Here is an 18471-nt window from a genome sequence, read left to right as displayed (position 1 = left end):
GCAGTCTTCTCTCGGGTGAAGGCGAGGGTTCAGTGCCGGTGCTGGCGGGTTACGCCGGCATCGAATTGCGCGACGATCTGCTGCCAGCCGGCGCTTTCGAGGGTGGCATCGGTGAGGTCGGCAGGGGCTTTGATGCCTGTGGCGCGGTTGAGCCAGATGTCCGGCGCATCGTCGCCGGCGGTCAGGCGCATCAGAAACGAACCGGCGACGGTCGGCGTCTGGCTCTGGCCGATGTAGGCTTTGTCCGCCAGCAACTGCCAGGCATGCCCGCCACGACTCACCGAGCTGGCGTCCTGGGCGAACGGTGCAAAACCTTCATCGGCAAGGGCTTCGGGGCTTGGCAAGGTCTGCTGTTCCTGGCGCAACAGATGAATCTCGTCCAGGGTCACCCGCAGATCGGCGTAGATGCCTTGCTCTGAAGCGCTCAGGTCGCGGCGGGCATCCAGTTGGTGGCTGCTCACGGTGCTCACGTCCTGGGGCTCGTGGCGCCAGGCAACCACCGAACCGGCAATCGCCAGGATCATCAGGCACAGCAGCAGCACGTTGAGGGTTTCATGGCCGGCACCGGCCGGGCGGACGATTTGCGTGGTGGGGTTGCTCATGGCGCGTCGATGTCCGCTTGGTCGATCTCGACCACGTGGCCAGGGCCGGCGTCGAACAGCACATAGAACTCGGCGCCGGGCTTCTTGAAAGTCAGGGTCGAGTCGGCGCCGAGCTTGCCTGGCACGAGGATGGTTTCGTCGTAGCCGATCACGTCCAGGGTCACGCCCGGCGCACCGCTACCGTCGGAGAAACCGCCAATGCATTTGATCTGCTCGGCGTCGATGGCCTTGCATTCGCACATCGGGTTGTGGGCCAGGGCGCCGGCGCTGAAGCCGGCGCAGAGCACCAGTAATGCAGCGCGCAGAGGGCGAATAGGGTTGATCATGGTTTGCCTCCTTGTGAATTCAGCCAGGCGAGGGTGGCGGGGGACGCCTGGCCCAGAGGAATGGATGCCTGATGCATGGAGCCGTCCCAGCCTTCCATGGTTATCCACAGTTCGGCGTCGGCCCTGGTCTTTTCCGGGACCGGCAACATGGCGCCCATGCGGTACGGCGTGCCGAAGAAAATCACCCCGGCGGCACGCAGGCTGCGGGGTTTGCCGATGCGCAGGTAAGTGGCTTTGACGTGCTCGCGGCAACTGTCGCACAGCGCTGCGTTGAAGCTCTTCATGTAGCCTGCCGGGCCGTCGAGCTGGGGAGCTTCGTTGCGCAATTCCGCCAGGCGCAAGCTCCACGGGCCGACCTGGACTTCACCGATTTCCCTTTCGCCCAGGCCGGTGTCACCGCGCAAAAGTGCGGCGTCGGCGAAGTATTTGGGCATGAAGCCAAGCGGAATCAGCAACAGCAAAATGTTGATGTGGAAACGCCATTTGTGCCAGAAACGGCTCAGTTTCCAAGTCGGTTTTTCCGCAGCGAACAGGCTCATTGGCTGACCTCCGTGGCTTGACCGCTGGTGGCCGAAACACGCTCGCTGCGCGGGCGTTTGTTGCTGCGTTTGAGGGCGTTAGCCGTGGCCAGGGCGGTGCGCTTGGTCCAGATCAACAGGCCGCTGAGTACCATCATGCTCAGCAGCAGACCGAAGAAGAACCAGATCAATTTGATCCAGATCCCGCCGAAATCACCGGTATGCAGCGGTCGCATGGACTCGGTGACGAACTCCAGGCCCGAACGGTCCGACAGCAGACGCGTGGCGGCAATTTCACCCGTGTAAGGGTTGATGTCGGCGGTCTGGTACATCAGCGGATACCAGCTGCGACCACCCACCGACAGGTAGCTGAAGGCGTTGGCGGGCAGGCTGACAAAACTTTCGTCAAGACCGGGGATGCGTTCCTTGGCCTGCCGGATCGCCGTTTCCAGGCTAATCATCGGTGCCGGTGAGCCATCGGCGGTGAGCGGCACGCTTTCGCGCGGAACCACGGCGGCGACCGGTGCGGTGGAGATGGAAATCTGGTTATCGAACATGAACGCCTGGATCAGGAACCAGGTACTGGTGATGGAAATCACCGCGATGAACCAGATCGACCAGATACCGCTGAGTCGGTGGAAGTCGCCCCAGAAAATTCGCGCGCCGTGGCGGATGCGCAGGGTCGGACGCAAGAAGCCTTTCCAGAAACGCTTGTAGACCACCAGCCCGGTCACCAGCGAAGCCAGCAGCGGCAGACTGAGAAATGACACCAGGTACCAGCCCCAGCTGTAGCCATTGGTGAACGGCACCAGCCACCAGCCATGCAGGGCGCGGGTGAATGCCTGGAAATTGAATTGCGGGGCGGGACCCTGAATGGTACCGGTGTACGGATTGACATATACCGTCAGCGAACGACCGTCGGGGTAGCTGACGTTAACGTCCAGGGCAAAGTGTGATTCGTCCGGTCGATTGATGCCCTCGACCAGTGTGTCGGGTTCAGCCTTGCTGATCGCGGCGACGATCTGGTCGTAATTCAGGCGCGGTGCATCGTCCCAGGGCTGACTGGCACGCATCTGCGGGTTGGCCAGCCAGACGATTTCCTGGCTGACCACCGCCAGAGTGCCGGTCACGCAGACGATCAGGACGAAAAACCAGATGGGCAGCGCCAGCCAGCTATGGACCAGAAACCAGATTTTGGAACGGGATTTTTTCGACATGATTGGGCGTCTTGTTTCGATGAGAAGGCCTCTGCTACGGGCTTCGCAGCGACGAGGTCGATAAAAGTCCAGTCATGGCTTTTGCCTACGCGACAGGACTGCATCTAGATAAGACGGATGAGCATCCAAAATCCCGAAGGCCGATATGAAAGAAAATGTTTCTTATTTCGCGAAAGAGGATCTTTTCCCGGGCAAGTCAATGCGCGCAGGCCAATGACGACCGGCGCGCAAGGAGGGTTCAATTCAGCGAGAGGGCGAGGTCAGCGCAGAAAGCCCAGCACTTCGGCGAGCAGCACTTTGGGGACTTCTTCGGCGATGTAATGACCGGCGGGTAACGCCTTGCCACGGACATCAGTGGCGACCTGCTGCCATTCCTTGAGCGGCTCGAAGCAGCGCCCGACCGTGCCTTCGGCGCCCCACAGCACGAGCAAGGGCAAATTCAGCTGATGATCAGCTTCAATGTCGGCGCGCGGTCGAGCAGGCCAGGTCAGGCACTAAACAACTCAACCCTGCTGAAACATCTCCTTCGCCCGCTGCTCGATCTGCTCCTGGGTCAGATCCTCCTTGCGCGTAGCCAGAAACCACAGATGGCCATAGGGGTCCTTCAACGTCCCGGAACGATCGCCATAGAACTGATCCTTGACCTGCGACACCACGATGCCGCCAGCGGCAATCGCCTGTTCGTAAGACTTGTCGACATCGGTCACATACAAATGCAGACCCACGGATGGTGACTTGTCCGGATTGCTCAACGGTCCTTGATCGCACGGTGTGCCGAGCATGATCGGGCAATCGCCAATGCGCAGTTCGGCGTGGCCGATGCTGCCATCAGGCATGGCCAGGCGCATGACTTCGATGGCATTGAAGGCTTTTTTGTAAAAGTCGATGGCCTCGGCCGCTTTTGCGATGCCCAGGTACGGGGTGATGCTGTGATAACCCTCTGGAATAGGTTTGACGCTCATGATGGTTCTCCCTGATGTTGTTGTGAATCCGCTGCCTTTGAGCAGGACAAACAAGTGTAGGAGCTGCCGAAGACTGCGATCTCTTGATTTTGACTTTCGCCATGTTTCAAGTTCACAAAAAAAGATCACCGCCGGCGACGGGCGTATCTCATTTCGGATCGGTCCCGGACTCCAGGAGTTGTGCCCCCGGTCCCTGCTCCCCCAACACATCGCCAAAATTACGCAACGGACACGCCTCCATCGATAAACACCCACAACCGATGCAGCCATTGAGCCGGTCGCGCAACCGCGTCAGCTGATTGATCCGCTCATCCAGATCCCGACTCCACTGCGCCGACAACACCTTCCAGTCCGCCGCCGTCGGTGCTCGATTATCTGGCAGGTTTTTCAGTGCCTCGCCAATTTCCGCCAGTGGAATGCCCAGGCGCTGAGCTACCTTGATCAGCGCCACCCGTCGTAGCACCTCCCGTGGGAAACGCCGCTGGTTGCCCTGATTGCGATTGCTTTTGATCAAACCCTTGGACTCATAGAAGTGCAGCGCCGTGACCGCTACGCCGCTGCGCGCCGCCAACTGGCCGACGGTGAGTTCTTTATGCAGGTTTTCCGAGGTGATCATTTGAAAAATGCCCCTTGACCTCTAGTTAACTTGAGGTTTTAACCTGCACGCCTTCGGATCGCAAGATCCGTCTTACAGGTACTGGGGGACTATTCATGCAAACGCCAGAGAAAAATCGTAGCTTCACCCAACTGATCGAATTCGAGATCGAACCCCATCAGCAACCGGCACTGGTGTCGGCGTTATCCCGGCAGACCGAGCGTCTGGCTCAGCATTACAGCGGCTTTCTGAGTGCCAGCATTCAAGCCAGCGACGATGGCCGACGGGTGCTCAATTACCTGCAATGGCAAACCCGCGAGGCCGGGCAAGCCGCGTTCCGGAGTTTTGAAAGCGGCGAAGAGGATTTCTGGCAGTTGATCCGCACACACCAGGCGAAAACCGTGACCTTCGGCTCGTTCCAGGTGCTGCACAGCCTGGAGCGCAGCCACGACCATGCACTGCATTGCAATCTGGTGGGTTAAATAGAGAGCTGCATCAACCGTTCACCCTGCACATTTTCCGTGGGCCGACGCTTGTTCACCGCCAGCTCGCCGATCTTGATCAGGCGCGTGCGGGTCACGTTGCGGCTCAGTCCCAGCAGGGCAGCGGTGTGCACCTGGTTGTAATGACTGAAGCGGTAGGCGGCGCGCAGCAGGGCGTCTTCGACTTTCTCGTGCAGCGCACCCGCCTGCTCTTCGAAGAGCGTCTGAAAAGCTCGATTCAGCAGTGCTTCGGCGGAGTCGTCGACCTGTGCATGGTGGTCGTCCTGACGTTCGATGCGCATGTTCGACAGACGCAGGTCGTCGCGTTCGATCACGCCGTTGCGGCAAATCAGCAGCGTGTGGTGAATGACGTTTTCCAGTTCGCGAATGTTGCCCGGCCAACTGTAGCTGCGTAGTTTCAGTTCGGCCTCTTTGCTGATGGTGATGCTGCCGTAACCCAGGCGCTGGCTGTAGGCGTCGATGAAGTGGCGGGTCAGCGGCAGGATGTCGCCGGGACGATCACGCAGTGGGCTCAACTCCAGGCTGACCACGTCGAGCCGGTAGTACAGGTCTTCGCGAAAGTGCCCGGCGTTGATGGCTTTTTCCAGTTGCACGTTGGTCGCCGCCAGCACCCGCACATTGATGGGAATGCTTTTGCGCGAGCCCAGGCGCACTATTTCGCGTTCCTGTAGCACCCGCAGCAACTTGACCTGAATCGCCATCGGCAAATCGCCGATTTCATCGAGAAACAGCGTGCCACCGTCGGCCTCTTCGAACCAGCCGGCCTTGGCGCTCAACGCCCCGGTAAATGCGCCTTTCTCATGACCGAACAGCTCGGCCTCGACCAGGGATTCGGAAAACGCACCGCAATTCACCGCCACGAACGGTCGGTTGCGCCGTGCGCTGAGGTTATGAATGTGTCGCGCCACCAGTTCTTTGCCAGTGCCGGTTTCGCCAACGATCAGCACACTGGCTTCACTTGGCGCGACTTGTTGCAGATGCGCGAGCAAGGCCTGGGATTTCGGGTCTTCGAACACCTGGGCCGTGGCACGGATCGACGTGGCCAGAGCGGGCGAGGGCGGTAAGGTCAACAGGTGCATGGGGCACGCTCCTTGTAGGGCAAGCTATGAATAAAAAGTCGGAATCGGCAGGGCCTGGTTCAACGCCCAATCACCCAGTTCATGAATCTTGTAATCCACCGGGTCATGCAGGGTTTGCGTGCGCAGGTTGCGCCAGTGCCGGTCCAGGCGCAGCGAGGCGTGAGTCGAGCGCGCGCCGGTCACTTCGAACAAGCGACTACATAACTCCAGGCCATTGCGGGTCGCGGCAACCTTGGCGGTGGCGATGGCGGTGGCCAGATGCCCGCGTTCCTCGGCACTGAGATCCGGACCTTTGGCCCACGCCTTGTCGAGCAGGTCAGCGGCGCGTTCCACCAGTAACCGCACGCCTTCGAGGGCGACCCAGAATTCGCCGTAGTGGCCGAGCACATAAGGGTCCTGGCGCACATCCCGAGCCGTGGATTTGTGCCACGGCCGGGTCTCGGTCAGCGTGTATTGCCGCGCTTCTTCGAAGGCACCTTCGGCAATACCGAGGAACATGTGGGTAAACGTGAGCTGGGCGATCAGCGGGCGCAGGCAGGCGAACGGCGTACTCAGCGGACCCGGATCGAGCAGCAGTTCCGATTCTTCGACGCGCACCCGTTCGAACGTGGCGCTGCCGCTGTCAGTCTGGCGCTGGCCCATGTTGTTCCAGTCGTTGTGCAAGGTGATGCCACTGCGACCGCTGGGGATAGCGGCGATCAATAGCTTGCCGCCCGCGCTTTCGTCCACCGCCGAGGCGATCAGCATTTCCGAGTCGCTGGCCCCGGAGCAGAAGCTTTTCTTGCCGGAAAACTCACGCCAGCCTCCGAGATTTTTCACCACGGTGCGGGTGTCCAAAGGATTGAGCGCATTACCCCAGAACCAGTTCTTGCGCGCGGTCTGTTCGAACCACGGCTGCCATTGTTCGGGCCGGGCGAACAGGCGCACGGTGGCGAGCATCAGGTGATGGAAGCCGAACACGTGGGCAAGCGAACTGTCGACCTTGGCGAACTCGCGCACCACGGTCAGGGTTTCACTCCAGTTGGCGCCGAGGCCGCCGAATCGGGCAGGAATACTCAATGCAAGCAGGCCGCTGTGGCGCAGGGCGTCACGCTCGGCCTTGGGCGTACCGCCCCGCTCATCGCGCTCGACGGCGGTCAAGGCAAACCCGGCGGCCAATTGGCGGGCAGTCTGCAGCGGGGATATCAGGGCGCTGTGCGGCTTGGCAGTCACGCGGGTTTCCTTCTGAAAATCGAAGCAGTACCCCTGTGGGAGCAGGCTGGCGTCCACAGGGATTGCAGGGTCAGGCCGTGGCTTTGGCGGGCAGTACATCATTGGCAATCATTTCGCCAAACGGCCCGGTCAGATTGGTGACACCGCGCCCGGCAAGGCTGGCGTATGGCTCGGGCAGTAGCGGGAACACCAGTTCGGCAAAGCGATAAGCTTCTTCGAGGTGCGGATAGCCGGAGAAAATGAAACTCTCGATCCCCAGATCGGCGTATTCCTTGATGCGCGCCGTCACCTGCTGCGGATCGCCCACCAACGCCGTCCCGGCACCGCCACGCACCAGGCCGACGCCGGCCCACAAATTGGGCGAAATTTCCAGGTTGTCGCGACGCCCGTCATGCAGTGCCGCCATGCGCCGCTGGCCTTCCGAATCGAAGCGCGAGAACGACTTTTGCGCCGCGGCGATGGTTTCGTCACTGATGTGTTCGATCAGTTTGTCCGCGGCTTTCCACGCTTCTTCGGCGGTTTCGCGCACGATCAGATGCAGGCGAATCCCGAATTTCACCGTGCGCCCATGACGCGCAGCACGCTCACGGACATCGGCAAGCTTTTGCGCCACAGCAGCGGGTGGTTCGCCCCAGGTCAGGTAGACATCCACCTGTTCGGCAGCCAGGTCATGGGCGGCATCGGACGAACCGCCGAAGTACAGCGGCGGATAGGGTTTCTGCACCGGCGGATACAACGCCTTGGCGTTTTGCACCCGCAGGTGCTTGCCCTCGAAATTCACCGATTCGCCTTGCAGCACCCGGCGCCAGATCTTCAGGAATTCGTCGGTGACTTCGTAGCGTTCGCTGTGATCGAGGAAGCTGCCGTCGCCGCGGTTTTCATCAGGGTCGCCGCCGGTCACGACGTTGATCAGCAAGCGGCCGTTTGACAGGCGATCGAGCGTGGCGGCCATGCGCGCCGATACGGTCGGCGAGATAATCCCGGGGCGGATCGCCACCAGATAACGCAGACGCTCGGTCAGCGGCACCAGCGCCGACGCGATCACCCACGAGTCTTCGCAGGAGCGACCCGTGGGAATCAGCACACCGTGGTAGCCGAGGCTGTCAGCAGCCTGCGCCACTTGTTTCAGGTAGTTGAGAGTCACCGGGCGAGCACCTTGGGTAGTGCCCAGGTAGTGGCCGTCGCCGTGGGTGGGCAGAAACCAGAAAACATCCACGAAGAAGTCCTTAAGCGATTTTCAGCAGATTGTTGGGATACGCACCGAACAACGGCGCAGCGCGTTCTGCAGCAAGACGAATGCGGGCCTTCAAGGGCTCACTGGTTATTTGGTAATTGGAGAAATCGGCTTCGGTGGCATACACGCCAATCGGCAAGGTCAGCGCCTGGAAGAAACTGAACAGCGGGCGCAACTGGTGATCGAGTACCAGCGCATGACGTTCGCTGCCACCGGTGGCAGCCAGCAGCACCGGGGTGTTGATCAGCGCATTCAGATCAATCAGGTCGAACAGGTGCTTGAGCAGGCCAGGGTAGGAGCCGCGATACACCGGCGCGGCGACAATCAGCAAGTCGGCGTTTTCAATCGCTTGCAACTCGGCTTCGATTTCCACGCTCACTTCCTGACGGGACAGCGCCGCGCCCAGTGGCCTGGCGATGTCGCCCAGTTCGATCAGCTTGCTCTCGATCGGCAGTTGCTCGGCCAATTGCGTCAATAGCGCTTGAGTCAGCACCAGGGTACGGGAGGGACGCCAGGTGCCGCCGGAGAGGGCAACGACTTTCAATGGACGCGACATGATCAGTTCCTTTTTAAACAGTTGCTGGAGGAGCAGTGAGTCATCACTGGGCTTAACTCCCTGAGCAAGAGCTGTACCAATCCCTTGAAGCCAGGTTTTACAAGGCTTGCAGCGCATTGATCAGTCCACGCTGTTGGTTTTGCAGGGCTGTTTGTTGAATGACTGTTGCCTGGCGAACAGTTGCGTGAGCAACAGTGCACCAGCGGATGGAGTTGTTATAAAGCTTCGTTTTTATTCCGTAAAAGAAGTTAAATTGATATTTATAGTTTATTAAGGAATATGTCGTATTGAGCGGACTGACATTAGGAAAACTCAATAGCGACTATCGAGAGCGTTGATTTCTGCCCGTGCGAAGGCGCGAGTAGCCTGTGTTCATTGCCCCGAACCCAGATTGCCAGGACGCTCAAGATGAAAACCCTGATTACCACTTTGCTGCTGTCGAGCCTTTCGGTTCTTGCCGGATGTGCCAGTCATGTATCTCCGGAATTGCGCCCCTACACCGCCGAAGAAACCCGGGAACTGGCGCTGGAGGCATTGAATCGCCGCGGTTTGTCCTTCGACGAATACCACGCGAAAAAAGCCGAAATCCTCGGTGAGTCGCCAAAGACATTTGGCTTCGACAAACAGGGTGAGATGAACGCCGAGCGAGCTGTACAGCTGCACGGTCGCCCAAGCTAAGCAAAAACTGTACTGCTCGAACTTTCACTTAACTGTCCATGGGTTTGCGCTGAGGTGTGCGATAGGGTCAATACCTGACCGACCCTGATGGACTGCCACCCATGACGCTCTCGCTTGATCTGCTGCTGGGCTTCGCCCTGTTTGCCCTCGTGACCTCGATCACGCCCGGCCCGAACAACACGATGTTGCTGGCGTCCGGTGTGAACTTCGGCTTCAACCGCACCATTCCGCACATGCTAGGCATCACTTGCGGGTTCTTCGTGCTGGTCGTGGCGGTGGGGTTCGGCTTGGGCGCAGTGTTCCAGACTTACCCTGTGCTCTATACCGTGCTGCGATACGTTGGCGCGGCGTATTTGCTGTATCTGGCGTGGAAAATCGCCCATTCCGGGCCGGTTTCGGACAGTGAGAAGGGCGAGGCCAAACCGATCAGCTACCTGGGCGCCGCCGCATTTCAGTGGGTCAATCCCAAGGCCTGGATCATGGCCATCGGCGCGATCAGCACTTACACGCCGATGCAGGGTTACTTCACCAACGTCATCGTGATTGCCGCGGTGTTCGCCATCATCAATCTGCCGAGCGTCGGTGTCTGGGCCGCGTGCGGAACCCTGTTGCGCAATGTGCTGAAGGACCGCCGCTGGTTGCGCCTGTTCAATTGGGGCATGGCCGCGCTGCTGGTGGCATCGCTTTATCCAATCCTGCTTGAAAGCTTTAGCTGACGCATTGCTTCAACCGGTTGCCCGATGCCTGTTAAGCTCGCTTTTCAGGAGCGTTCCTACGCACTTTTAAATGAAGTTGTACTTCTTTAACGGCATCCGATCAGGTATTGGTAGCGTTCTGAAACCGGGCGTAGCTCACAAGGCTGCGTCTTGATGTTTACAGTCACGAGCTTCCTGATCCCGGAACACGCTCTGCGAGTCTTTTATGAACAAACGTCCGTTGTATTTCGACTACGCCGCCACCACGCCGGTGGATGAGCGAGTCATCAAGGTCATGGTCGAGTGTCTGGGGTTCAGCGGCAATTTCGGCAACCCCGCCTCCAGCTCCCACGCCTTCGGCCAACAGGCCCGACAGTCGGTCGAACAGGCGCGACGCCAGGTCGCCGGACTGGTCGGCGCCCTCCCAGCACAGATTGTCTGGACCTCCGGTGCCACCGAATCCAACAACCTCGCCCTCAAGGGCGTCGCCCAGGCGCGCGGCGTTGCCGGCGGCCACATCATCACCAGCCAGATCGAACACAAGGCTATCCTCGATACCGCGAAGCAATTGCAGGATGCCGGTGTCGCGGTAACGTACCTGGTGCCGGACGCCGATGGCCTGATCACCCCGCAAGCAGTCAGCGAAGCCATGCGCGAGGACACCTTTCTGGTGTCGCTGATGCTGGTCAATAACGAACTCGGTACGGTCAACGACATCCCGGCCATCGGTCAGTTGGTGCGTGATCGCCAGGCGTTGTTCCATGTCGACGCAGCGCAGGGCGCAGGTAAAGTGGCGATTGACCTGGCCGAGTGGCCGGTGGACTTGATGTCCTTTTCGGCGCATAAACTCTATGGCCCCAAGGGTATCGGCGCACTGTACGTCGGCCCGCGCGCGCAACAGCGCTTGCTTGCACAGATCCACGGCGGTGGGCACGAGGGCGGTTTGCGTTCCGGCACCCTGGCGACGCATCAAATCGTCGCCATGGGCGAGGCTTTTGCGCTGGCGGCGGCTGCATTCGATGAAGAAAAAACCCTGATCGTACAACTGCGAGAGCGCTTGCTCGAGCAACTGTTCAGCATTCCCGGCGTACGCCTCAACGGCAGCCCGAGCCAACGCATCCCCCATACCTTGAGCCTGACCTTCAATGAAGGCGAGTTCAATTCGGCGGCATTGCTTGTTTCGATCGCGTTTTCCGCGACCTCGGCCTGCAATTCCACGAGCAACGCACCCTCCCACGTGCTGCTAGCGCTTGGGCATGACGCTCGCGCGGCGAGTCGCACCATTCGCTTGAGCCTGGGACGTTTCACCACCGAACAGGACATCGATCAAGCGGCACAATTGATTAAAGCAGCCTGCGCCAGTGCTCCGGCATTCTGGCAATAGGGCAAAAAGGCGCCGGCATTGATCGGCGCTACACAACAACACAAACAATGATAAGTGGTTAGCAGGAGTCACGATGAGTACGCAGTCTTCGATCAATGGATCGGTGCCCCAGCGCCTGGCGCAAACCCGCGAGCTGATGAGCCGGGAAGGCATTCACGCGCTTCTGGTGCCGTCGGCCGACCCGCACCTGTCTGAATACCTGCCGGGCTACTGGCAAGGGCGCCAGTGGTTGTCCGGTTTCCATGGTTCGGTCGGCACCCTGATCGTCACCCCGGATTTTGCCGGTGTCTGGGCCGACAGCCGTTATTGGGAACAAGCGACCAAGGAACTCAAGGGCAGCGGCATCGAACTGGTCAAGCTGCAACCGGGCCAACCGAGTCCTCTGGACTGGCTGGCCGAGCAAACTCCTGAGGGCGGCGTAGTCGCGGTCGATGGAGCGGTGATGGCCGTGGCCTCGGCGCGAACCCTGGGCAGCAAACTCGAGGAGCGTGGCGCACGCCTGCGTACTGACATCGATCTGTTGAGCGAGGTCTGGACGGATCGCCCGGTTCTGCCGAACGAGCCGATCTATCAGCACTTGCCACCGCAGGCCACCGTCAGCCGTGGCGAAAAACTCGCCAAGCTGCGCGAAGCCTTGCAGGCAAAGGGGGCCGACTGGCATTTCATCGCCACCCTCGATGACATCGCCTGGCTGTTCAACCTGCGTGGCGGCGATGTGTCGTTCAACCCGGTCTTCGTGTCTTTTGCGTTGATCAGCCAGCAACAAGCGACCCTGTTCGTGGCGCTGAGCAAGGTCGATGCCGAGTTGCGTGCGGTGCTTGAACAGGACGGCGTGACCCTGCGCGACTACAGCGAAGTGGCGGCTGCCCTGAATGCGGTGCCAAGTGGTGCAAGTCTGTTGGTCGATCCGGCACGCGTAACGGCGGGACTGCTGGACAACCTGAACTGCGGCGTCAAGCTGATCGAAGGCCTGAACCCGACTACCCTGGCCAAGTCGCAGAAGAGCCTGGCCGATGCCGAGCACATTCGTCAGGCCATGGAGCAGGACGGCGCAGCGCTTTGTGAGTTTTTCACCTGGCTCGACTCGGCGCTGGGCCGTGAACGCATCACCGAACTGACTATCGACGAAAAACTCACCGCTGCACGTGAACGTCGTCCGGGTTACGTTTCATTGAGCTTCAACACCATCGCCGCGTTCAACGCCAATGGCGCGATGCCGCACTACCACGCAACCGAAGAAGAGCACGCGGTGATCGAGGGTGACGGCCTGTTGCTGATCGACTCCGGCGGCCAGTACCTGGGCGGCACGACCGATATCACGCGGATGGTGCCGGTGGGAACACCGACGGCGGAGCAGAAGCGCGATTGCACCCGCGTGCTCAAAGGCGTGATTGCCTTGTCTCGCGCACAGTTCCCTAAGGGCATTCTGTCGCCACTGCTCGATGCCATCGCCCGCGCGCCGATCTGGGCTGAAAACGTCGATTACGGTCACGGCACCGGGCACGGTGTGGGCTACTTCCTTAACGTTCACGAAGGCCCGCAAGTCATCGCCTATCAAGCTGCGCCAGCGCCGCAAACCGCGATGCAACCGGGCATGATCACTTCCATCGAACCGGGCACCTACCGTCCGGGCCGTTGGGGTGTGCGCATCGAGAACCTGGCAATGAACCGCGAAGCTGGCAGCAGCGAATTCGGCGAGTTCCTGAAATTCGAAACCCTGACCCTGTGCCCGATCGACACCCGTTGCCTGGAACCGTCGCTGCTGACCGAAGAGGAAAAGCAGTGGTTCAACGCTTACCACGCCGAAGTACGCGAGCGTTTGAGTCCGTTGCTGGACGGCGCGGCCCTTGAATGGCTGAACACTCGTACGGCGGCTATTTAACCAGCTGTAGCTCAGGGGCTGATTCCAGCGCCCGAGCCATGTAATCGACAAAGGCTTTGACCCTGGCGGATTGGCGACGATTCGCCGGGGATACGGCATGTATCGGCAATGATTGCGCGGTATATTCCCGCAATATCGCGGTCACTCTCCCGGCTTTCAGATCTTCGCTGAACAGCCATGTCGGGGACAACGCGATCCCCAATCCTCCCAGCACCATCTCGCGAATCGCTTCGGAGTTGTTGCTTTGCGCATTGCCTTTGATCCGAACTTCGTGACGCTGGGCACCTTTCTCATAAATCCATAGATTCTGACTGTCCAGCAGGTTGAACAGCAGGCAATTGTGCCCGCTCAGTTCCTGTGGTGCGCGGGGCTGACCGTGTCGCACCAGATAATCCGGGGTTGCGACCGTCACCCGGCGGGTAGTGCCGACATGGCGGGCGATCAAGCCGCTGTCGTTCAATGTGCCAATCCTGAACGTGACGTCCAGGCCTTCGCTGACCAGGTCCTGCTTCTGGTCGCTCAGTTGCAGGTCAATCTGAACTTCAGGATGACGCCTGAGAAACTCCGGCAGACGCGGCGCAATCTGCAAGCGCCCGAAGCTTACCGAGGAACCGATTCTCAGTGGCCCTGCGATGACTTCCCGGCCGGACTGGAAGCTGTGTTCGGCGGCGTCCACCGCTGCGAGGATTTGCCGGCACTCGATGTAGTAGCGCTGTCCTTCATCGGTCAGGGACAGCCGTCGGGTGCTGCGGGCTATCAGCTTGCCTCCGAGTTCCGATTCCAGCGCTTGCAGTACTTTGCTGATGGTCGGCTGGCTGCATTGCATCTCCCGGGCAACGGCGGAAAAGCTGCCCCGTTCGACCACGCGGACGAAAACGGCCATTGCGTTGAGTTTGTCCACAGGGTTCCTCACTCATGCCAAATGGGCATGCTTACTATAGCGATACGGCGTCTTATCGGCATGAGTAAGTGGGCGCAAGATCAATCCTACAACCACTTCTGACGGGAAATAGGCGAAATGACTGACTCACTGCACATGCGCGCGCTGATTGTTGACTCGGCTAATGCACCGCTACGCTTGGCTTCTATTCCGCGACCGATCCCTGGAGCGGGGCAGGTGCTGGTGCGCATTGCCGCCAGCGGGGTGAATCCGCTGGATGGGAAAATCCGCTCAGGCCAGGCCGCTCATGCACGTCAGCCGTTACCGGCGGTGCTGGGCATGGATCTGGCGGGAACGGTCGAAGCGCTGGGGGAGGGCGTCATTGGCTGGGAGCCGGGCGATGAGGTTTACGCCATGGCAACAGGGATTGGCGGGGGCCAGGGCTCACTGGCCGAGTACGTGGCGGTCGATGCGCGGCTGCTGGCGCGTAAACCGGGCAATTTGAGCATGCGTGAAGCTGCAGCGTTGCCGTTGGTACTGATCACGGCGTGGGAAGGATTGGTCGACCGTGCTCGGGTTCGGGCGGGTCAGAAAGTGCTGATTCACGGCGGGGCGGGTGGAGTGGGGCATGTCGCTGTACAAATCGCCCGTGCATTCGGTGCCGAGGTGTTTGCGACGGGTTCTGCTCGGCAGCAGGGCTTGATAGAGGACTTGGGCGCGACCTTTATCGATTATCGCGAGTCGTCGGTCGAGGGTTATGTGACTGAGTACACGGCCGGGGAGGGATTCGATATCGTCTATGACACAGTGGGTGGTGAAACACTGGATGCGTCATTCAAGGCTGTGCGGATGTATCACGGTCATGTGGTGAGTTGCCTGGGCTGGGGCCAGCACAGTCTCGCGCCACTTTCATTTCGCGGGGCGACTTATTCCGGTGTCTTCACCCTGTTGCCGCTGCTGACGGGGCATGGACGTGAGCATCACGGTGAAATTTTGCGCGAGGCGGCAAGCTTGATCGAGGCGGGCAGGCTTACACCGATACTCGATCCACGGCGGTTCACTCTGCAAACCGCCGAGGCCGCCCATGGGCTGCTCCTGTCGGGAGCGGCGCAGGGGCGGTTGGTCATCGAGGTTTAACCCAGGGCTTCGCGGACGAATTCCAGACGGTCCTGGCCGAAGAACAACTGACCATCGACAAACATGCTCGGTGCGCCGAATACACCGCGCTGTACCGCCTTCTCGGTGTTGGCCTTGAGCGCTGTTTTGACTTCCTCATCGGTCGTCAGGGCCAGCACTTCGTTGGGATCGAAGCCATTGCGGGTTAGCACTGCCGCCACGGTCGCCGGTTCATCGAGGCTGCGGCCTTCAACCCACAGTGCTTTGAACAGGCAATCGATGAATGCGGTAAAGCGCTCGGGATGGCGCAACTGCATGCCGGTGACGGCGCGCATGAGCATCAGTGTGTTGATCGGGAAATGCGGGTTGAACTTCAGTGGCACATCGTAGCGTCTGGCGTAACGGTCGAGGTCCTGAAACATGTAGCGACCCTTGGCCACAATGGTTGCGGGTGAAGCGTTGCCGGTGGCTTTAAACACGCCGCCAAGCAGGATCGGGATGTAGATCAACTGGCTGTCGGTTTGCTCACAGATCTTGGGCAGCTGGGTGTACGCCAGGTAGGTGGCGGGGCTGCCCAGGTCAAACATGAACTCCACGGTTTTGCTCATGGTCGATGCACTCTGCTTATTGTTGTAAGGGGGGCTTACCAGCGTTCGCTCCAGGGACGCAGGTCCAGCTCGAAGGTCCAGGCGTCGCGGGGCTGGCTGTGCAGGTACCAGTAGTTCTCGGCAATGTGTTCGGGGTTGAGAATGCCGTCCTGATCCTTGGTGGCGTATTTTTCGGGGAAGTTGTCGCGGATGAAACCGGTATCGATGGCGCCGTCGACGATGATGTGCGCGACGTGGATATTCATGGGCCCGAGTTCGCGGGCCATGCTTTGCGACAGCGCACGGATCCCATGCTTGGCCCCCGCGAATGCGGCAAAGCCGGCGGCACCGCGCATACCGGCAGTGGCACCGGTAAACAGAATCGTGCCCCGTTGTCGCTTTGCCATTCGCTTGGCTACTTCGCGGCCGTTGAGGAATCCTGAGAAACAGGCCATTTCCCAGATCTTGAAATACTTGCGGGCAGTTTCTTCGAGAATGCTGCAGGGGACGTTGGCGCCGATGTTGAACACAAACGCTTCAATAGGCCCTATTTCGTTTTCGATCTGCTCGACCAGTGCCACCACATCTTCTTCCTTGCGGGCATCGCAAGCGAAACCGTGAGCCTCGCCACCGTTGGCGCGGATGGTATCTACCAACGGTTGCAGCTTATCTGCACTACGGCGGGTAACGCAGGCGACAAACCCTTCCTGAGCAAAGCGCCTTGCAATGGCGCCGCCGGTGGCATCACCTGCACCGACAACGAGTACGACCTTCTTGTTATTCATGGGGTAGATCCCTTTAGTAAACGATCGTTAACTAAACGAACGTTATGCTACGATTCGGTCAGCGTCAAGATGATCAAACCGGAGGAAAGGGCAATGCGTTACACGGCCAATCACAAGCTGGAAACCAGGGAGAAACTGCTGCATAGCAGCGCGGTGTCTGCCAAGAAGGCCGGTTTTTCCACGGTGGGTGTCGATGGCCTGATGAAAGCAATCGGATTAAGTGGTGGCGCTTTTTACAGCCACTTTTCGTCGAAGGACGAGTTGTTTGCTTCAATTGTCGAACGTGAGTTGCGCCAAAGTCTGGAGCGTTTGGGGGCCGATCAGGATCGCGACAAGCTTGAGCGCTGCTTGAAGCGCTACCTCAGCATGTCCCATGTGGATCATCCGGAAACTGGCTGTGCATTGCCGGCATTGGGCGCCGAAATTGCCCGTTCCGACGTGATGATTCGACAGCAGGCGGAGCTCTGGATTTGTCGACTTCAGGAGAGTTGGGCGCAGGTGCTGGAGAGCGACAGCCTGGCCTGGGCCATCCTGTCGCAATGCATCGGTGCGTTGGTAGTGGCGCGGATGCTTGCCACGCCGGAGCTTCAGCGTAAGGTGCTGAAGTCCAGTTACGATGAGATCGGCCGTCAGATTGGCAGTAATGGAAACTGACGGCGAGGTATCAATTTATTTGCAAATGACGATCATGCTGCGGCTGGTATAGCCCGCGGGGTTGAGGCCAAACGGATAATCGCCGGGCTCTTCCACGGCATCCCCGGACTTGGCGATGACCTTGTATCCCTTGGGGGCACACGAGTTGGTAGCGCTGGCGTAGCACTTGTCCCAAGAGGATGACAGTCCGGAGCAGTTGATGTGCAACCCTTTCTTGCCGTGTTTCGTTTGTGTTTTCGACGTTGCCGCGCAGCCCGCAACTGCTAGTACGGCGATCAGTATCAAAATTCGTTTCATTGCTTTCCTTGGTGCATTTCCGGATCTGACGCCCGGTCTGGCAGAATTCGCTTTCGTTTGAAGCGTTCTGATATCCCTATTCTGAAAAATCCATGGCTTACACTAGGTTGCGGACCTAAACATGGCCTAAATGAGCGGTAAATACCAGCGTCTCGTCAAATCTTGCATTAATCCGCCGCAACTGCGGGCTTTGAGGCGTTGCCCATGGTCATGGTGGCGCCGACGGAAGCCAGGATGATGCACAGGATAGCCATCCATTGTGACAGGGAGAGGTATTCGTGCAGGAACAGCAAGCCGGACAGCGCACCGAATGCGGGTTCAATGCTCATCAATGTGCCAAAGGTCCTGGCCGGCATGCGCGTGAGTGCGACCATCTCCAGTGTGTAGGGTAGGGCGGTAGACAGGATGGCGACACCGATGGCGATCGGTATCAGGGATGGCGTCAGCAGTGCGGCACCTGCATGAACGATTCCGATGGGCGCCACGAACAGGGCGGCAATCATCACGCCCAGTGCAGCAGTCTGTACGCCGTTATCAGAACCGGCCTTTTGACCGAATAGGATGTACAGCGCCCAGCAGACTCCGGCGCCCAATGCGTACCCGGCGCCTGGCAGGTCGATACTCGCGGTCGTTGCACCGGTCGGTATCAGCAGCAGCAATCCGACAGCCGCCAGGGCTATCCAGAGAAAGTCGATTGCCCGGCGTGAGG

22 protein-coding genes and 1 pseudogene (1 of these 23 only partly in view) are annotated in these 18471 nt (G+C 59.6%); 7 read left to right on the top strand and 16 right to left on the bottom strand.

From position 1 onward, the window contains the following. Window positions 1–29: 29 nt before the first annotated feature. The 7 genes and pseudogenes from AC07ZE_RS20555 to soxR form a co-directional block, all read right to left on the bottom strand. Window positions 30–602, bottom strand: a complete 573-nt coding sequence (locus AC07ZE_RS20555) for a DUF6162 family protein (protein ID WP_207266427.1) — start codon at window positions 600–602, stop codon at window positions 30–32. Beyond that, on the bottom strand, window positions 599–928 hold the full coding sequence (locus AC07ZE_RS20550) for a hypothetical protein (RefSeq protein ID WP_207266426.1): 330 nt from the start codon (window positions 926–928) through the stop codon (window positions 599–601). Before AC07ZE_RS20550 ends, AC07ZE_RS20555 begins: the two co-directional genes overlap by 4 nt. Further along, a complete protein-coding gene (locus AC07ZE_RS20545; RefSeq protein ID WP_207266425.1) occupies window positions 925–1467 on the bottom strand; it encodes a PA2404 family protein in 543 nt (180 codons plus the stop codon). The genes AC07ZE_RS20550 and AC07ZE_RS20545 overlap by 4 nt, the downstream gene beginning before the upstream one ends. Continuing rightward, window positions 1464–2663: a PepSY-associated TM helix domain-containing protein gene (locus AC07ZE_RS20540; protein ID WP_207266424.1), complete on the bottom strand. Its 1200-nt coding sequence runs from the start codon at window positions 2661–2663 to the stop codon at window positions 1464–1466. The genes AC07ZE_RS20545 and AC07ZE_RS20540 overlap by 4 nt, the downstream gene beginning before the upstream one ends. Before the next feature lie 260 nt (window positions 2664–2923). Next, window positions 2924–3133, bottom strand: a pseudogene (locus AC07ZE_RS20535) (alpha/beta fold hydrolase); the annotation flags it as partial. A gap of 33 nt (window positions 3134–3166) precedes the next feature. Beyond that, entirely contained in the window at window positions 3167–3625 is a 459-nt protein-coding gene (locus tag AC07ZE_RS20530; RefSeq protein ID WP_207266423.1) for a VOC family protein, read from the bottom strand. 148 nt (window positions 3626–3773) lie between these two features. Further along, a complete protein-coding gene (gene soxR / locus AC07ZE_RS20525) occupies window positions 3774–4241 on the bottom strand; it encodes a redox-sensitive transcriptional activator SoxR (protein WP_207266422.1) in 468 nt (155 codons plus the stop codon). Window positions 4242–4336: 95 nt separating this feature from the next. Between soxR and AC07ZE_RS20520 the strand changes: the two genes are divergently transcribed. Further along, window positions 4337–4702 carry an antibiotic biosynthesis monooxygenase gene (locus AC07ZE_RS20520; RefSeq protein WP_207266421.1) on the top strand — a complete coding sequence of 122 codons (366 nt, stop codon included), beginning with the start codon at window positions 4337–4339 and terminating at the stop codon, window positions 4700–4702. On the opposite strand, the gene AC07ZE_RS20515 is transcribed toward AC07ZE_RS20520, so the two are convergent. From AC07ZE_RS20515 to msuE, 4 genes are all read right to left on the bottom strand, one after another. After that, window positions 4699–5802 (bottom strand): sigma-54 interaction domain-containing protein, encoded by a 1104-nt coding sequence (locus AC07ZE_RS20515; protein WP_207266420.1) that lies wholly within the window; start codon window positions 5800–5802, stop codon window positions 4699–4701. The two genes, AC07ZE_RS20520 and AC07ZE_RS20515, sit on opposite strands and share 4 nt — an antisense overlap. 24 nt (window positions 5803–5826) lie before the next feature. Next, window positions 5827–7014: an acyl-CoA dehydrogenase family protein gene (locus tag AC07ZE_RS20510; protein ID WP_207266419.1), complete on the bottom strand. Its 1188-nt coding sequence runs from the start codon at window positions 7012–7014 to the stop codon at window positions 5827–5829. Window positions 7015–7084: 70 nt separating this feature from the next. After that, window positions 7085–8230, bottom strand: a complete 1146-nt coding sequence (gene ssuD / locus AC07ZE_RS20505) for an FMNH2-dependent alkanesulfonate monooxygenase (RefSeq protein WP_207266418.1) — start codon at window positions 8228–8230, stop codon at window positions 7085–7087. 10 nt (window positions 8231–8240) lie between these two features. Next, the gene (gene msuE, locus AC07ZE_RS20500) at window positions 8241–8804 is read right to left on the bottom strand and encodes an FMN reductase (protein ID WP_207266417.1); all 564 of its coding nucleotides are present in this window, start codon (window positions 8802–8804) and stop codon (window positions 8241–8243) included. Window positions 8805–9212: 408 nt separating this feature from the next. Between msuE and AC07ZE_RS20495 the strand changes: the two genes are divergently transcribed. The 4 genes from AC07ZE_RS20495 to AC07ZE_RS20480 all read left to right on the top strand — a co-directional run bounded on the left by AC07ZE_RS20495 (window position 9213) and on the right by AC07ZE_RS20480 (window position 13443). Further along, window positions 9213–9482, top strand: a complete 270-nt coding sequence (locus tag AC07ZE_RS20495; RefSeq protein ID WP_095197425.1) for a hypothetical protein — start codon at window positions 9213–9215, stop codon at window positions 9480–9482. Between the two features lie 101 nt (window positions 9483–9583). Next, the gene (locus AC07ZE_RS20490) at window positions 9584–10198 is read left to right on the top strand and encodes a LysE family translocator (protein ID WP_207266416.1); all 615 of its coding nucleotides are present in this window, start codon (window positions 9584–9586) and stop codon (window positions 10196–10198) included. Window positions 10199–10403: 205 nt separating this feature from the next. After that, window positions 10404–11561, top strand: coding sequence for a cysteine desulfurase family protein (locus AC07ZE_RS20485; protein WP_207266415.1), 1158 nt, complete (start codon window positions 10404–10406; stop codon window positions 11559–11561). A gap of 73 nt (window positions 11562–11634) precedes the next feature. Continuing rightward, window positions 11635–13443 (top strand): aminopeptidase P family protein, encoded by a 1809-nt coding sequence (locus AC07ZE_RS20480; RefSeq protein ID WP_207266414.1) that lies wholly within the window; start codon window positions 11635–11637, stop codon window positions 13441–13443. Here the strand turns inward: AC07ZE_RS20480 and AC07ZE_RS20475 are convergent. After that, entirely contained in the window at window positions 13436–14344 is a 909-nt protein-coding gene (locus AC07ZE_RS20475) for a LysR family transcriptional regulator (RefSeq protein ID WP_310650382.1), read from the bottom strand. The two genes, AC07ZE_RS20480 and AC07ZE_RS20475, sit on opposite strands and share 8 nt — an antisense overlap. A 117-nt stretch (window positions 14345–14461) precedes the next feature. Here AC07ZE_RS20475 and AC07ZE_RS20470 point away from each other — a divergent pair, with 117 nt between their 5' ends. After that, entirely contained in the window at window positions 14462–15460 is a 999-nt protein-coding gene (locus AC07ZE_RS20470; protein ID WP_207266413.1) for a zinc-dependent alcohol dehydrogenase family protein, read from the top strand. Here the strand turns inward: AC07ZE_RS20470 and AC07ZE_RS20465 are convergent. Beyond that, complete coding sequence (locus tag AC07ZE_RS20465; RefSeq protein ID WP_207266412.1) at window positions 15457–16047, bottom strand: 2-hydroxychromene-2-carboxylate isomerase; 591 nt, start codon at window positions 16045–16047, stop codon at window positions 15457–15459. The genes AC07ZE_RS20470 and AC07ZE_RS20465 overlap by 4 nt on opposite strands. Window positions 16048–16082: 35 nt before the next feature. Next, the gene (locus tag AC07ZE_RS20460) at window positions 16083–16811 is read right to left on the bottom strand and encodes an SDR family oxidoreductase (protein ID WP_207266411.1); all 729 of its coding nucleotides are present in this window, start codon (window positions 16809–16811) and stop codon (window positions 16083–16085) included. Window positions 16812–16904: 93 nt separating this feature from the next. On the opposite strand from AC07ZE_RS20460, the gene AC07ZE_RS20455 reads away from it, so the two are divergent. Next, complete coding sequence (locus tag AC07ZE_RS20455; protein WP_207266410.1) at window positions 16905–17465, top strand: TetR/AcrR family transcriptional regulator; 561 nt, start codon at window positions 16905–16907, stop codon at window positions 17463–17465. Window positions 17466–17480: 15 nt separating this feature from the next. Here AC07ZE_RS20455 and AC07ZE_RS20450 read toward each other — a convergent pair whose 3' ends face one another. Beyond that, on the bottom strand, window positions 17481–17762 hold the full coding sequence (locus tag AC07ZE_RS20450) for a hypothetical protein (RefSeq protein ID WP_095197434.1): 282 nt from the start codon (window positions 17760–17762) through the stop codon (window positions 17481–17483). Window positions 17763–17929: 167 nt separating this feature from the next. Beyond that, window positions 17930–18471: the 3' portion of a threonine/homoserine exporter RhtA gene (gene rhtA, locus AC07ZE_RS20445; protein ID WP_207266409.1), read on the bottom strand. The gene runs 346 nt beyond the window's last position; 542 of the gene's 888 nt are visible here — the last part of the coding sequence; its start codon lies beyond the right edge, outside the window; the stop codon is at window positions 17930–17932.

It is taken from the genome of Pseudomonas sp. GW101-3H06, from assembly GCF_059424605.1.
This window is presented reverse-complemented; position numbering and strand designations above follow the sequence as displayed.